Origin of the sequence: Paracoccus shandongensis (assembly GCF_017315735.1) — a bacterium.
In the GTDB taxonomy this organism is placed as follows: Bacteria; Pseudomonadota; Alphaproteobacteria; order Rhodobacterales; family Rhodobacteraceae; genus Paracoccus; species Paracoccus shandongensis.
The window spans coordinates 65,915-79,067 of sequence record NZ_JAFLRK010000013.1; the positions used below are offsets into that span (position 1 = coordinate 65,915).

General features: G+C 67.5%; 13 protein-coding genes. 7 read left to right on the plus strand and 6 right to left on the minus strand.

The window, feature by feature from the left end; genetic code table 11:
* Positions 1-88 precede the first annotated feature (88 nt).
* Entirely contained in the window at positions 89-1,045 is a 957-nt protein-coding gene (locus JX613_RS10505) for an NADPH:quinone oxidoreductase family protein (protein WP_207101411.1), read from the plus strand.
* Between the two features lie 116 nt (positions 1,046-1,161).
* Positions 1,162-1,908 (plus strand): Bax inhibitor-1/YccA family protein, encoded by a 747-nt coding sequence (locus JX613_RS10510; RefSeq protein ID WP_207101412.1) that lies wholly within the window; start codon positions 1,162-1,164, stop codon positions 1,906-1,908.
* 52 nt (positions 1,909-1,960) lie between these two features.
* Here JX613_RS10510 and JX613_RS10515 read toward each other — a convergent pair whose 3' ends face one another.
* Both JX613_RS10515 and JX613_RS10520 read right to left on the minus strand, forming a co-directional pair.
* On the minus strand, positions 1,961-3,106 hold the full coding sequence (locus tag JX613_RS10515) for a CaiB/BaiF CoA transferase family protein (RefSeq protein ID WP_207101413.1): 1,146 nt from the start codon (positions 3,104-3,106) through the stop codon (positions 1,961-1,963).
* Positions 3,099-4,298 carry an acyl-CoA dehydrogenase gene (locus JX613_RS10520; protein ID WP_207101414.1) on the minus strand — a complete coding sequence of 400 codons (1,200 nt, stop codon included), beginning with the start codon at positions 4,296-4,298 and terminating at the stop codon, positions 3,099-3,101. Before JX613_RS10520 ends, JX613_RS10515 begins: the two co-directional genes overlap by 8 nt.
* A 129-nt stretch (positions 4,299-4,427) precedes the next feature.
* Between JX613_RS10520 and JX613_RS10525 the strand changes: the two genes are divergently transcribed.
* Positions 4,428-5,708, plus strand: coding sequence for a solute carrier family 23 protein (locus tag JX613_RS10525; protein WP_207101415.1), 1,281 nt, complete (start codon positions 4,428-4,430; stop codon positions 5,706-5,708).
* A gap of 5 nt (positions 5,709-5,713) precedes the next feature.
* Here JX613_RS10525 and JX613_RS10530 read toward each other — a convergent pair whose 3' ends face one another.
* Together JX613_RS10530 and JX613_RS10535 are read right to left on the minus strand one after the other, a co-directional pair.
* The gene (locus JX613_RS10530; protein WP_207101416.1) at positions 5,714-6,985 is read right to left on the minus strand and encodes a hemolysin family protein; all 1,272 of its coding nucleotides are present in this window, start codon (positions 6,983-6,985) and stop codon (positions 5,714-5,716) included.
* 135 nt (positions 6,986-7,120) lie between these two features.
* Entirely contained in the window at positions 7,121-8,122 is a 1,002-nt protein-coding gene (locus JX613_RS10535; protein WP_336512292.1) for a TerC family protein, read from the minus strand.
* Positions 8,123-8,363: 241 nt separating this feature from the next.
* Between JX613_RS10535 and JX613_RS10540 the strand changes: the two genes are divergently transcribed.
* Together JX613_RS10540 and JX613_RS10545 are read left to right on the plus strand one after the other, a co-directional pair.
* Positions 8,364-9,593: an AGE family epimerase/isomerase gene (locus JX613_RS10540; RefSeq protein ID WP_207101418.1), complete on the plus strand. Its 1,230-nt coding sequence runs from the start codon at positions 8,364-8,366 to the stop codon at positions 9,591-9,593.
* A 69-nt stretch (positions 9,594-9,662) separates the two neighbouring features.
* The gene (locus JX613_RS10545) at positions 9,663-11,081 is read left to right on the plus strand and encodes an alkaline phosphatase D family protein (protein ID WP_207101419.1); all 1,419 of its coding nucleotides are present in this window, start codon (positions 9,663-9,665) and stop codon (positions 11,079-11,081) included.
* On the opposite strand, the gene JX613_RS10550 is transcribed toward JX613_RS10545, so the two are convergent.
* Positions 11,078-11,647 carry a retropepsin-like aspartic protease family protein gene (locus JX613_RS10550; RefSeq protein ID WP_207101420.1) on the minus strand — a complete coding sequence of 190 codons (570 nt, stop codon included), beginning with the start codon at positions 11,645-11,647 and terminating at the stop codon, positions 11,078-11,080. The genes JX613_RS10545 and JX613_RS10550 overlap by 4 nt on opposite strands.
* Positions 11,644-12,264 (minus strand): MarC family protein, encoded by a 621-nt coding sequence (locus JX613_RS10555; protein ID WP_207101421.1) that lies wholly within the window; start codon positions 12,262-12,264, stop codon positions 11,644-11,646. The genes JX613_RS10550 and JX613_RS10555 overlap by 4 nt, the downstream gene beginning before the upstream one ends.
* 203 nt (positions 12,265-12,467) lie before the next feature.
* Here JX613_RS10555 and JX613_RS10560 point away from each other — a divergent pair, with 203 nt between their 5' ends.
* On the plus strand, positions 12,468-12,731 hold the full coding sequence (locus tag JX613_RS10560; protein WP_207101422.1) for a twin-arginine translocase TatA/TatE family subunit: 264 nt from the start codon (positions 12,468-12,470) through the stop codon (positions 12,729-12,731).
* A 29-nt stretch (positions 12,732-12,760) separates the two neighbouring features.
* On the plus strand, positions 12,761-13,153 hold a 393-nt coding region (tatB, locus tag JX613_RS10565), incomplete at its 3' end, for a Sec-independent protein translocase protein TatB (protein ID WP_207101423.1).

Sequence of the window (13,153 nt, forward strand, 5' to 3'; positions counted from 1 at the left end):
AAAGACAGGTCGCGCACGGGGTTGCGGGCCAACAGACAAAGGGATGAGGGACTTGGGGAAAACTTCTGGATCGGACGGCGGGCAAGGGATGCGAATCGCCCTGGTGGAACGGCTTGGCGGCGAACCCGTCCTGCGCGAGGTCCCGGTGGCGCAGGCCGGGCCCGGGCAAATCCTGGTGCGGATGCGGGCGGCGGCGCTGAATTTCGCGGATCTTCTGAAGGCAAGGGGCGAATACCAGGAACGCCAGGATCCGCCCTTCGCCCCCGGGCTGGAAGGCGCGGGCGAGGTTCTGGCCGCGCCGGGTGACAGCGGGTTCCGCCCGGGCGACCGCGTGGCGGTCCTGGCCGCCGGGACCATGGCCGAACGGGTCGCCGTTCCGCCCACCGCCTGCACCCCCCTGCCGCCGGGCATGAGCTTCGAGCAGGCCGCCGGCTTCCAGATCGCCTATGGCACCAGCCACCTGGCCCTGGCCGGTCGCGCGGGTTTGCGCGCGGTCGAGACGCTGGCCGTCCTGGGTGCTGCGGGCGGCGTGGGCCTGACCGCGGTCGAGATCGGGCGGGCCCTGGGCGCCCGCGTCATCGGCGTGGCGCGGGGGCAGGACCGGCTGGATGTGGTGCGGGCGGCGGGCGCGGGTCACGTGATCAACAGCGCGGATTGCCCCGACCTGAAGGCCGCGCTGCGCGAGCTTGGCGGGGTCGACGTGGTCTATGACGCTGTGGGCGACAGCGCGGGCGAGGCGGCGTTCCGCGCCCTGAACCCCGGCGGGCGCTTCCTGGTCATCGGCTTCGCGGGCGGCAAGCCGCCGGTGCTGCCGCTGAACCACGCGCTGGTCAAGAACATCGCCATCCACGGCTTTTACTGGGGCGGCTATGCCGGGCTGGACCCCCGGGCCATGGCGGACAGCATGACCGAGTTGTTCGGCATGTTCGCGGACGGCCGGCTTGCCCCCGTGGTGGGCGAGGCGATGCCCCTGGACCGCATCGCCGAGGCCTTCGACCTGCTGCGCAGCCGCAGGTCGGTCGGCAAGATCGTCGTGACCTTGTAACAAGTGCGTAAAACCCTGCCCACTTGGTCCTTTACCGGCATTGAATCGGAACGGTATCGTGCCAATATGGTGGCCATAAACCGGCAGATGCCGGCCTGTCTCATAGGGAGAGATTGATGGCAGATTACAACACTTACCGCACCACGCAGCGCGTCGGCACCCGGCAGGCGGTGATCGACGAAGGGCTGCGGGCCTACATGAACAAGGTTTATGGGCTGATGGCGGTCGGCATGGGTGTAACCGCCGTCGCCGCCTATGGCATCAGCGCCGCCGCCGTGGATGCGTCCGGCCAACTGACCCAGCTTGGCACGGCGATCTATGCCTCGCCCCTGAAATGGGTGATCATGTTCGCGCCGCTGCTGGTGGTCTTCGCCTTCGGCGCCGCGCTGAACCGGCTGTCCGTGTCGGCGGCCACGGGGCTGTTCTATGGCTTTGCCGCGCTGATGGGCCTGTCGATCAGCTCGATCTTCCTGGTCTATACCGGCACCTCGATCGTGCAGACCTTCCTGGTGACGGCCATCGCCTTCGCGGGCCTGTCGCTGTGGGGATACACCACGAAAAAGGACATCTCGGGCTGGGGCAGCTTCCTGATCATGGGCGTGATCGGCCTGATCGTGGCGTCCATCGTGAACATCTTCCTGCAATCGTCGGGGATGCAGTTCGCGATTTCCGTCCTGGGCGTGCTGATCTTCGCGGGCCTGACCGCCTATGACACGCAGAACATCAAGAACACCTATCTGCAACTGGCCGGGTCGGACCGGGACTTCATCGGCAAGACCGCTATCATGGGCGCCCTGCAGCTGTACCTGGACTTCCTGAACCTGTTCATGTTCTTGCTGCAATTCATGGGCAACCGCGACTGATCCGCAGCCCAGCCTGACAGCATCAAACCCCCGCCCGACCGGCGGGGGTTTTTCATTCCGAGAACCGCCATTCCCCGTCCCCAAGCGCGGGTGCGGCGCGGTCGTGGGTCAGGGGGCTGCGGGACAGGCGGATGGGGGTGCGCAGCCCGGCGATGCCTTCGGGCGCGATCTGCAACCCGCGCGCGGCGACCTGGGGTTCGGCCAGCGCCTCGGCTACGTCGTTGACGGGTCCGGCGGGCACGCCCGCACCCTCCATCGCGGCGATCAGGTCGGCGCGGGTCCGGCGCGCGGTCGCGGCCGCCAGGATCGGCACCAGCCGGTCGCGGTGCGCCACGCGGGCGGGGTTGGTGGCGTAATCGGGATTCGTGGGCAGGTCCGGCAGATCCAGCACCCGGCACAGCGCCGCGAACTGCCGGTCGTTGCCGCAGGCCACGATCAGGTGCCCGTCGGAGGCCGGGAACAGCTGATAGGGCACGATGTTCGGATGCGCGTTGCCCAGCCGGTGCGGCACCGTGCCCCCCAGCAGGTAATTCGTCGCCTGGTTCGCCAGCACCGCCACCCCGCAATCCAGCAGCGACAGGTCCAGATGCTGCCCGCGCCCCGACCGCGCCCGTTCGGCCAGCGCGGCCTGCACCGCGATCACCCCGTAAAGCCCGGTGAAGATGTCGATCCAGGCCACGCCGACCTTCTGCGGCTCGCCATCCGGGCTGCCGGTCAGGTCCATGATCCCGGACATGCCCTGGATCAGGAAGTCGTATCCCGGCTGTGACGCGCGCGGCCCGTCCTGGCCGAAGCCCGTGATCGAGGCATAGACCAGCCGGGGATTGCGCGTCGACAGGGTGTCATAGTCCAGGCCGAACCGGCGCAACCCGCCCAGCTTGAAGTTCTCGACCACCACGTCGGCCCCGTCGATCAACCCGCGCAGCCGCTCCAGGTCGGCCGCATCGTTGAAGTCGCAGACCACGGATGTCTTGCCCCGGTTCGCCGCGTGGAAGTATGCGGCGACCTTCTCGGTCGTGCCATCCGCGCGGGGCCGGTCGATGAAGGGCGGGCCCCAGCGGCGGGTGTCGTCGCCCTCGGGCGCCTCGACCTTGATGACCTCGGCGCCCAGGTCGGCCAGGGTCTGCCCGATCCAGGGTCCGGCCAGGATGCGCGCCAGTTCGACCACGCGCAGGCCTTTCAACGGTGCGTCAGCCAAAGGCCTGGATCCCCGTTTGCGCGCGGCCCAGGATCAGCGCGTGGACATCGTGCGTGCCTTCATAGGTGTTCACGGTTTCCAGGTTCTGGGCGTGGCGGATGACGTGGTATTCGCTGGAAATGCCGTTGCCGCCATGCATGTCGCGGGCCATCCGCGCAATGTCCAAGGCCTTGCCGCAGTTGTTGCGCTTGACGAGGGAAATCATTTCCGGGGCGAAGCGGCCTTCGTCGAACAGCCGACCGACCCGCAGGGACGCCTGCAGGCCAAGCGCGATTTCCGTCTGCATGTCGGCCAGCTTCTTTTGGAACAGCTGCGTGGCGGCCAGGGGACGGTTGAACTGGTGGCGGTCAAGGCCATACTGGCGGGCGCGAAACCAGCAATCCTCGGCCGCCCCCATCACGCCCCAGGAAATGCCGTAGCGCGCGCGGTTGAGACAGCCGAAGGGCCCGCCCATCCCCTCGATCCCGGGCAGCAGCGCGTCCTCACCGACCTCCACATCGTCCATCACGATCTCGCCGGTGATCGAGGCGCGCAAGCTCAGCTTGCCCTCGATCTTCGGGGCGGACAGGCCCTTCATGCCCTTTTCCAGCACGAAGCCGCGCACCTTGCCGCCATGGGCGTCGGATTTCGCCCAGACCACGAAGACATCGGCGATGGGCGAGTTCGAGATCCACATCTTCGCGCCGTTCAGGACGTATCCGCCGTCGGTCTTCCTGGCGCGGGTCTTCATGCCCGCGGGATCGGACCCGGCATCGGGTTCGGTCAGGCCGAAACAGCCGATATACTCGCCCGTGGCCAGCTTGGGCAGGTATTTGCGCTTCTGATCCTCGCTGCCATAGGCCTCGATGGGAAACATCACCAGCGACGACTGGACCGAGGCCATGCTGCGGTATCCGCTGTCGATCCGCTCGATTTCCCGGGCGACCAGGCCGTAAGCCACATAGGACGCCCCCACGCCGCCGTATTCGTCGTCCACGGTGACGCCCAGCAGGCCCGCAGCGCCCATTTCGCGGAAGATCTCGGGGTCGGTCGTCTCGTTCAGATAGGCGTCGGTCACGCGCGGGGCCAGCCGGTCGGCCGCGAAGGCCGCCGCAGCGTCGCGGATCATCCGCTCTTCCTCGGTCAACTGGTCGTTCAGCAGGAACGGGTCGGCCCAGTCGAAGGCCGCGCCCTTGTGGGATTTGGTGGACATCTGCTCCTCCTTGGTCGCGGTGATATTAGCGGCAGGGACGCCGCCCCCGGAAGACCCAATCGCAGGGCGTTGGTCCCGTCGCGCCAATCGGCTAAGCCTGCCGCCAGAATCACTATCCCGAGAGAGACGATGGGCTATTTTCCCCTCTGGCGCCCGGCCACCGGCGCCACGGTCCTTCCTGACGAGAAGCTTCCCTGGGCCGCCGCCATTCCCATGAGCTTCCAGCACCTGCTGGCGATGTCGGGATCGACGATCCTTGCGCCGCTGATCATGGGCTTTGATCCGAACGTGGCGGTGTTCTTTTCCGGCATCGGCACGCTGCTGTTCTTTGCCATCACCGGCGGGCGGGTGCCCAGTTACCTGGGGTCGTCCTTTGCCTTCATCGCGGTGGTGATGGCCGCGACGGGCTTTGCGGGCGGCGGGGCCAATCCCAACATCGGCGTGGCCCTGGGCGGGATCATCGCGGCGGGGCTGGTTTATGCGCTGATCGGGCTGGTGGTGATGGCCGCCGGGACCGGCTGGGTGGAACGGCTGATGCCGCCCGCCGTGACCGGGGCCATCGGGGTGTCCATCGGGCTGAACCTCGCGCCCGTCGCGGTGGGGCAGCTGAAGGGCAGCATGGCGCATCTGGCCATCGCCCTGGCCACCGTGCTGTGCATGGCGATGGTGTCGGCCTATGGCACCCGCAGCACGCGGCGGATCGCGGTGCTGATCGCGCTGGCCTTCGGATACGGGCTGGTGCTGGTCTTCGGCAACGGCGCGGGGATCGTGCCCGGCATCGACTTTTCCCGCGTGGGGCAGGCGGCCTGGTTCGGCATCCCGAACTTCACCGCCCCGCGCTTCGACTGGACCGCGATCAGCATGATCGCCCCGGTCGCCGTCGTGCTGGTGGCCGAGAACCTGGGCCATATCAAGGCCCTGGGCGCAATCACCGGGCAGAACATGGACCGCTACATCGGGCGCGGCTTCCTGGGTGACGGGCTTGCCACCATGATCGCAGGGGCCGGGGGCGGAACCGGCGTCACGACCTATGCCGAAAACATCGGCGTCATGGCGATGACGCGGGTTTATTCCACGCTGATCTTTCCGGTGGCCGCCGTCATCGCCATTCTTCTGGGCCTGTCGCCCAAGTTCGGCGCGATCCTGCAGACGATCCCCGCGCCGGTGCTGGCGGGGCTGGCCGTGTCGGTCTTCGGCCTGATCGCATCCGCCATGGTGCGGATCTGGGTCGATAACCGCGTGGACTTTTCCGACCCGCGCAACCTGTTCACCGTGGGCGTGGCGCTGATCCTGGGGGCGGGCGATTTCACCGTCACCATCGGCGGCTTCGCCCTGGGCGGCATCGGCACATCCACGCTGGCCGCGCTGGTGCTGTATCAGCTTCTGGGGATCGGACGCCGGACCGCCTGACGCCCTCAGGCCTCGGCAAGCTGCGAGACCAGCAGCTTGTCGATCCGGCGGCCATCCAGGTCCACGACCTCGATCTGCCAGCCGGACACCGTGACACGCGCGCCCACGTCGGGCAGCACGCCCGCGCGGTCCAGCACAAGGCCCGCGACCGATTCATAGCCGCGATCCTCGGGCAGGGTGATGCCGATCATTTCCGCAAATTCGTCGGCGGGCATCCAGCCCGCCACCAGCCAGCTGCCATCCTCGCGCTGCACGGCCTTGGGTTCGTCGTCGCCCGGTTCGGGGAAATCGCCCGCGATGGCCTCCAGCAGGTCCATGGCGGTGATCACGCCTTCGAAATGGCCGTATTCGTCATAGACCAGCAGCATGTGCGCGGGGCTGGCCTTCAGCTCCTCGATCACGTTCAGCGCGGGCAGGCCCTCGCGGATGACCGGCACCTCCTGCACCAGGGGGCGCAGGTCGGTGACATCCCCGGACAACAGGTCGCGCAGGCTGATGACGCCGATGATGTCGTCGTCAGACCCTTCGCGCACCAGCAGGCGCGAGCGGCGGCTGTCGCGGAACTTTTGCAGCACCTCGGTGGCAGGATCGGCCACGTCCACGGCCTCGACCTCGTGGCGGGGGGTCATCAGGCCGCGCGCGGAACGGTCGGCGATGCGCATGACGCCCGCGATCATCTCGGTCTCGGCGGGCTCGATCACGCCGGCGGTGCGGGCCTCGGACAGCATCACGCGGATCTCCTCGTCCGAGATGCCGCGGTCGGATTCGCCCGATTGCCCCAGCAGGCGCAGCACGACATTGCCCGACTTGTCCAGGATCCAGACGATCGGCGCTGCGATGCGCGAGATGAACAGGATCAGCGGCGCGATGCGCACGGCCACCCCTTCGGGCGCGCGCAGGGCGATCTGCTTGGGGACCAGCTCGCCGATGATCAGCGACAGATAGGTGATCAGCACCACCACGCCGCCGACGCCCAGGGCTTGGGCCAGGGCGGGCGACATGCCGTTCGCGATCAGCGCCGCCGACAGCCGCGCGCCCAGGGTCGCGCCCGAGAACGCGCCCGACAGCACGCCCACAAGGGTGATGCCGATCTGGACGCTGGACAGAAACCGGCCCGGCTCGGTCCCCAGTTCCAGGGCGATCTGCGCGCCCCTGCTGCCTTCGGCGGCCAGGACCTTCATCCGGGCGGGGCGGGCGGACACGATGGCCAGTTCGGACATGGCCAGGACGCCGTTGAACATCGTCAGCAGCAGGACGATGAGAATTTCCAGAAGCATCGGTTCACTTTGTCCAACAAGTCAGGCTGCTTCGCAATCTGCACGATGTGCGCGCCGGTGCAAAGGCATGAAGCCCGCCTGCCGGACAGAATCGGGGACAAGGCGCCGACGGGGGCGCCTTGTCCGGTCGTTTCCTTATTCCTGCGGAGCCTTGGCGATCTGCGGTTCAGGACCGTTGTCCTTGGTTTTCCACAGCGAATAGGCCACGCCCGCGCCCAGGATGGCGAAGGTGATGCCCAGCGACCACGAGGCGGGGAATTTTTCCCAACCCAGCAGGTCGGCCACGAAGATCTTGGACCCGATGAAGATCAGCAGCACCGCCAGCGCGTATTTCAGGTAATGGAAGCGGTGGATGATCGCGGCCAGCGCGAAATACAGCGCCCGCAGGCCCAGGATCGCGAAGATGTTCGACGTATAGACGATGAACGGATCCGACGTGATCGCGAAGACCGCGGGCACCGAATCCACGGCAAAGATCACGTCCACGATCTCGACCATGACCAGGGCCAGGAACAGGGGCGTGGCGAACCAGACCAGCTTGCCTGACGTGGGATGCGGCTTTTTCACCCAGAAGTCGTGGCCGTGGATTTCCTCGGTCACGTTCATGCGCCGCTTCATGAAGCGCAGGACGGGGTTCTGGGAAATATCCAGGGGCTTGTCGCCCACCATCATCATCTTGACGCCGGTAAAGATCAGGAACAGCGCGAAGATATACAGGATCCAGGAATACTGGGTGACCAGCGTCGCGCCCAGGCCGATCATCAGGCCGCGCAGCACGATCACGCCCAGGATGCCCCAGAACAGCACCCGGTGCTGGTATTTCGGCGGGATCGCGAAATAGGTGAAGATCATGGCGATGACAAAGACGTTGTCCATCGCCAGCGTCTTTTCGACCACAAAGGCCGTCAGGTAGAGCTTGCTTTCCTCGGCCCCGATCTGCCACCAGACAAATCCCGAAAACAGCACGCCCATGGTCAGGTACATGGCCGACAGCCTCAGGCTCTCGGCCACGCCGATCGCGTGGTCGTCCTTGTGCAGCACGCCAAGGTCAAAGACCAGAAGCGCGATCACGATCGCCACGAACAGCAGCCACATCCACAGCGGCTTGCCCAGGAATAACAGAAAAAGCAGTTCCACGTTTGCCCTCATCGTTGCTGGATGTGCATCGATGCCAAGGGCTTCGCTGGAATGGGCCGCTTTGCATCGAGGCACGCTCGATGCGGTTCCGACATCACGACATCGCTGTCGCCAGAGGGGCCCGGTCCCGCTGAGTGCAGACGTGGCAAATCGCCGCGCCGGATACAAGGGGGAGGGTGGCAAAAAGATTGCGGACCGGGCGCGGGATGGGCAACTTCACCGCTCAAGGCAGGGGGGGATCATGGAACGCAACCTGGGCGGCGAAGGCGCAGGGCATTGGCTGGACGATCCGGCGCATCGGCGTTTCCTGGCGCGCGATGCCCGGCGCGCGCTGGATTTCTTCGACGCAAGCGCCGGGGGCGAGGGGTTGCGGATGCTGGATCCGGCGGGCCAGCCGCTATCGGCGCCGCTGGAACTGCACGCGACGACGCGGCTGGTCCATTCCCATGCGCTTGGGCAGATGGCGGGGCGGGCGGACCGGGCGGGGATCATCGACCGGGGCATGGATCTGCTGTGGCGCGGGCATCGCGACGGGCGGCATGGCGGCTATGTCTGGTCCTTGCGGGACGGCGCGGTGGCGGACGGGACCAAGCTGGCCTATGGCCATGTCTTCGTGCTGCTGGCGGCCTCCAGCGCGAAACTGGCGGGCCATCCCGATGCCGACCGGCTGCTGGCGGACGCCGCGCAGGTGCTGGAGGACCGGTTCTGGGACAGCGATGCCGGGCGCTTCCGCGACGAGTTCACGCGCGACTGGCACGTCTTTTCCACCTATCGCGGCATGAACGCCAACATGCACGGGGTCGAGGCCCTGCTGGCCGCATACGAGGCAACGGGCGAAGGCGAATACCTGCGTCGCGCGGGCGGGATCCTCGATTTCTTTATCACGGGGCAGGCCGCAGGGAACGGCTGGCGCATCCCCGAACATTACGATGCCGGCTGGCGCCCCGATCCGGGATACGAGGGCAACCCCATGTTCCGCCCGGCAGGCACCACCCCCGGTCATTCCTTCGAGATGGCGCGCCTGCTGCTGCACTGGTGGGATCTGGCGGGGCGGCCCGATGGCGATGCCCCTGCCCATGCCCGGCTGCTGGTCGAAACCGCGCTTGCAGATGCCTGGCTGCCCGGGGGCGGGCTGGCCTATACGCTGGGCCCGGACGGGCGCGTGGCCCGGCCCGACCGCTATTGGTGGCCCGTGACCGAGGCCATCGGCGCCCTGGCCGCGCTGATCAAGCTGGACCCCCGGCCAGGGGACGAGGACTGGTATCGCCGCCTGTGGGGCTTTGCCGACGCGCATCTGATCGACCACGGTCGCGGCGGCTGGTTCCCCGAACCGGGCGGGCCGGTTGCAGGGGGCCAGTTCCAGGGCAAGCCCGACATCTATCATGCCCTGCAGGCGGATCTGTTCCCGCTGGTGCCCGGCCTGTCGCGTCACGCGCAGGCGCTGATCCACACAAAGCCGCTAGCCTCCTGATTCGGGGGTGCAATCCGGGCCAGAGCGCCTATCTAGCCCTGCGAGGGACAGGGAAGGCGCGACGGAAGCATGATGGGAAAAGACGGTTTCGCGGGGCCGGTCCTGCATTTTCGGGGCTGCGATGCCGATGGCCTGCGCCTTGCCGCGATCACCGTCCGGCCCGACGGGGCAGGGGCGCCCGGCGCGGTCGGGACGCGAGGGGGGACCGTTCCCCCGGTGCTGCTGGCCCGTGTCGCGGGGCTGTCCGTCTGGCGCCACGACTTCACCCTGGCCTTGGGCGAGGCGGGCTATCAGTTGAACGGCCACGCCTATCCGGTCGCCACGCGCCTGGACGGCGACATCCGCATCGCCTTCGTGTCCTGCAATGGCGAGGAGAACGGCGATCTGGACCGCGACGGGGCCGAACGCAACCGGATGTGGGCGCGGCTGCAGGCCGACCATGCCCGCGCGCCCTTTGCCCTGCTGCTGCAAGGCGGCGACCAGATCTATGCCGACGAGGCGACCCGGGGCCATCCCCTGTCCGGGGACTGGCCGAAGCATGTCCCCGCCAATCCTTCGGCGGGTGATCTGGAGGATCTGGCCCGGCACCTGGAGCGCAGGTTCGCCGAACGCTACATGATGGTGCTGGCCGCCGAAGGCTGCGCGGATCTGTTCGCGACGGTGCCCTCGCTGTCGGTCTGGGATGACCACGACATCTGCGACGGCTGGGGATCGCTGCCCGAAAGCCGCACCGATTCGGCGGTGGGGCAGGTGCTGTTTACTGTCGCGCGGCGGATGTATCTGCTGTTCCAGCACGGCGCGACGGATGCCGACGTGCCCGCCCTGTTCCTGGATCCCGCCGGGGGCAACCTTGGCTGGTGGCGCGATCTGCCGGGGGTCACGCTGTTTGCGCCCGACCTGCGGTCCGAACGCCACCGCGACCGGATCATGGGGCCGGGCGGCTGGAACGCGGTCGAGGCCATGCAGCCTGCGGGCGATCACGTCTTCATGGTGTCCAGCGTGCCGCTGCTGGGGCCGCGCCTGTCGCTGCTGGAATCGCTGATGATGGCGATCCCCCGGATGCAGCATTACGAGGACGACCTGCGCGACCAGTGGCAAAGCCACGCCCATCGCGACGAATGGCGGCGGATGCTGGGGCAGGTGCTGCGGATGCGCCAAGCCGCCCCGGTCACGGTCCTGTCGGGAGAGATCCACCTGGCGACCCGCGCCGAGATGGGGCCAAGGGAGACGCTGATCCACCAGCTCGTCGCCTCGGGCATCTCGCACCGCGCGCCGCCCAGGGCCTATGCCCGCGTGCTGGGCCTGTTCGCGGGCCTGGGCGAGGCGCCGCTGCCAGGCCACGCGATCCGCATCAAGCCGCTGCCGGGCCAGCAGCACCGCTATGTGGCGGAACGCAATTACCTGACGCTGGACCGCAGGGACGGGCGTTGGCAGGCGGTCTGGCATCTGGAGGAAAGCGGCCTGACGCCACCGTTGGCGCTGGATTAACGTTCCAGGATCAGCAGGTCGCCCTCGAAGCTGACACGGGCGAAGGTGCGCAGGTAGGACATGCCCAGCAGCGACCCCTCCAGGTCGCCGCCGATCACGTAAGCCCGGACATTGCGGTCCACGATGTCGCCGATGGCGATCTCGTCGATGGTCACGGGGGCCGTCTGCACCCGCCCATTCGCGGTGATGGCGGTCCCGACATAGGCCAGATCGTCCGGGTCCAGCCCCACGCGGCGCGCATCCGCAGGCCCAAGCGCGATGGAGGACGCGCCGGTATCGACCATGAAGCGCACCTTCTGCCCGTTCACCTGCGCGGTCAGGTGGAAATGGCCGTCGCGGGCCACGGGGATCTGGATCCGGCCGCCGTCCAGCACCTGCTGGCGCGGGACGCCCCCCTCGATCCACCAGTCGGCGGCCAGCGCCGCGCCCGCGAAGATCACCACCCACAGCATGATCTGGCGCAGCACCTGGCCGCCCCGTCCCGCCAGTTCAAAGACCATCGCGCCGCCGATCACCAGCAGCAGCACGCCGTAATAGACAAGCTGCATGGTGTCGGGATCGGTCATGAGAACAGCCCCGATCCCTTCAGCCCGTCGATCACGAACTGCACCGACAGCGCGGCCAGCAGCATCCCCAGAAGGCGCGTGACGACCATCACGCCCGTCCGGCCAAGCGCATGGGCGAGCGGCGTGGCGATCACGAACAGCGCCATGGCGATGACCAGCACCGCCAGCATCACCAGGTTCACCATGACCATGTGGCCGATCCCCGGCGCCTCGCCCATCAAGAGGATCATGGATGCCAGCGCCCCCGGTCCCGCCAGCAGCGGCATGGCCAGCGGAAAGACCGACGGGTCGTGGTGGGGGGCATCGCCCTCGCCCTGATGCTCGCGCCGCTGGGTGCGGCGCTCGAACAGCATGTCGAGCGCCGTCAGGAACAGCAGCAACCCGCCCGCGATGCGGAAGGCGGAAATGGAAATCCCGATGGCCCCCAGGATCGATTCGCCCGCAAAGCCGAAGATCATCATCAGCACGGCGGCGATCACCAGCGCGCGGAACCCGATGCGGCGGCGTTGCGCACCATCCATGCCGGGCGTCAGGGCGATGAAGACCGGCGCCAGACCGATCGGGTCGATCACCACGAACAGCGTGACGAAGGCGGTGACGTAAAGCGACAGGTCCATGCCGCCTTATGGCCCGCACGCCCGGCCCTGCCAAGCCGGGCGGCCGGGGGCAGTCCCCTCAAAATAACGTCAGTTTGTCGCAGATTAATGACGGCGCGCGCGAATCGTGGCAGGTGGGGTTTCGCTGCGGCGGCCAAGGGCCTATATTCCGCAGATTGGTTTAGCCCAGGTCATTGGCCTGACTCTGGAACTGGAGAACTGGAATGCACGCACCGTCCCCCATGGCACTGCTCGTCATCGCCATCGTGGTCCTGGTCCTGTTCGGCCGCGGCAAGGTTTCCTCGCTGATGGGTGAATTCGGCAAGGGCATCACCGCCTTCAAGAAGGGCCTGAACGACGGCAATGCCGAAGTCACCGCCGAACGCACCGTTGTTGTCGAAAAGCCCGTCCAGCCGATCCAGCCCGTCCAGCCGGTCCCCGGGACCGAGGCGCGCGACGTGACCCCGCAAAACGAACCCCGCGTCTGATCCCGAAGAACCGGGCAGGGGGTTCCTGAATGCTGGATGTCGGGTGGAGCGAACTGCTGCTGATCGGCGTTGTCGCGCTGGTTGTCATCGGCCCCGAGGATTTGCCGAAGCTGTTTCATACCCTGGGCCGGATCACGGCCAAGGCACGGTCCATGGCGCGCGAATTCACGACCGCGATGGAGGATGCGGCCAAGGGCGCGGGCATCGGCGACGTGACGAAGGATCTCAGGGACTTGAAGTCGCTGACCTCGAAGAAATCCCTGGGGCTGGACGCCCTGGACCGCGCCGCCACCAAGTTCGAGCAATGGGATCCCAAGGCCAGCCTGGACAAGACCAGCCGCGCCCGGCCCGACCCGGCCGCGCCCGTGGCGCCGGTGGACAGCCGGCCCGCTGACGCGCCCGCCGTGCCTGGGCCCGCCGTG

What these genes read in the sequence shown, in the direction of transcription:
- JX613_RS10520 (WP_207101414.1), bottom strand. Translation starts at nt 4,298, where the DNA reads ATGTCCACCAAATCCCACAAGGGCGCGGCCTTCGACTGGGCCGACCCG.
- JX613_RS10560 (WP_207101422.1), top strand. Translation starts at nt 12,468, where the DNA reads ATGCACGCACCGTCCCCCATGGCACTGCTCGTCATCGCCATCGTGGTC.
- JX613_RS10505 (WP_207101411.1), top strand. Translation starts at nt 89, where the DNA reads ATGCGAATCGCCCTGGTGGAACGGCTTGGCGGCGAACCCGTCCTGCGC.
- JX613_RS10530 (WP_207101416.1), bottom strand. Translation starts at nt 6,985, where the DNA reads ATGCTTCTGGAAATTCTCATCGTCCTGCTGCTGACGATGTTCAACGGC.
- JX613_RS10550 (WP_207101420.1), bottom strand. Translation starts at nt 11,647, where the DNA reads ATGACCGATCCCGACACCATGCAGCTTGTCTATTACGGCGTGCTGCTG.
- JX613_RS10555 (WP_207101421.1), bottom strand. Translation starts at nt 12,264, where the DNA reads ATGGACCTGTCGCTTTACGTCACCGCCTTCGTCACGCTGTTCGTGGTG.
- JX613_RS10545 (WP_207101419.1), top strand. Translation starts at nt 9,663, where the DNA reads ATGATGGGAAAAGACGGTTTCGCGGGGCCGGTCCTGCATTTTCGGGGC.
- JX613_RS10510 (WP_207101412.1), top strand. Translation starts at nt 1,162, where the DNA reads ATGGCAGATTACAACACTTACCGCACCACGCAGCGCGTCGGCACCCGG.
- JX613_RS10525 (WP_207101415.1), top strand. Translation starts at nt 4,428, where the DNA reads ATGGGCTATTTTCCCCTCTGGCGCCCGGCCACCGGCGCCACGGTCCTT.
- JX613_RS10540 (WP_207101418.1), top strand. Translation starts at nt 8,364, where the DNA reads ATGGAACGCAACCTGGGCGGCGAAGGCGCAGGGCATTGGCTGGACGAT.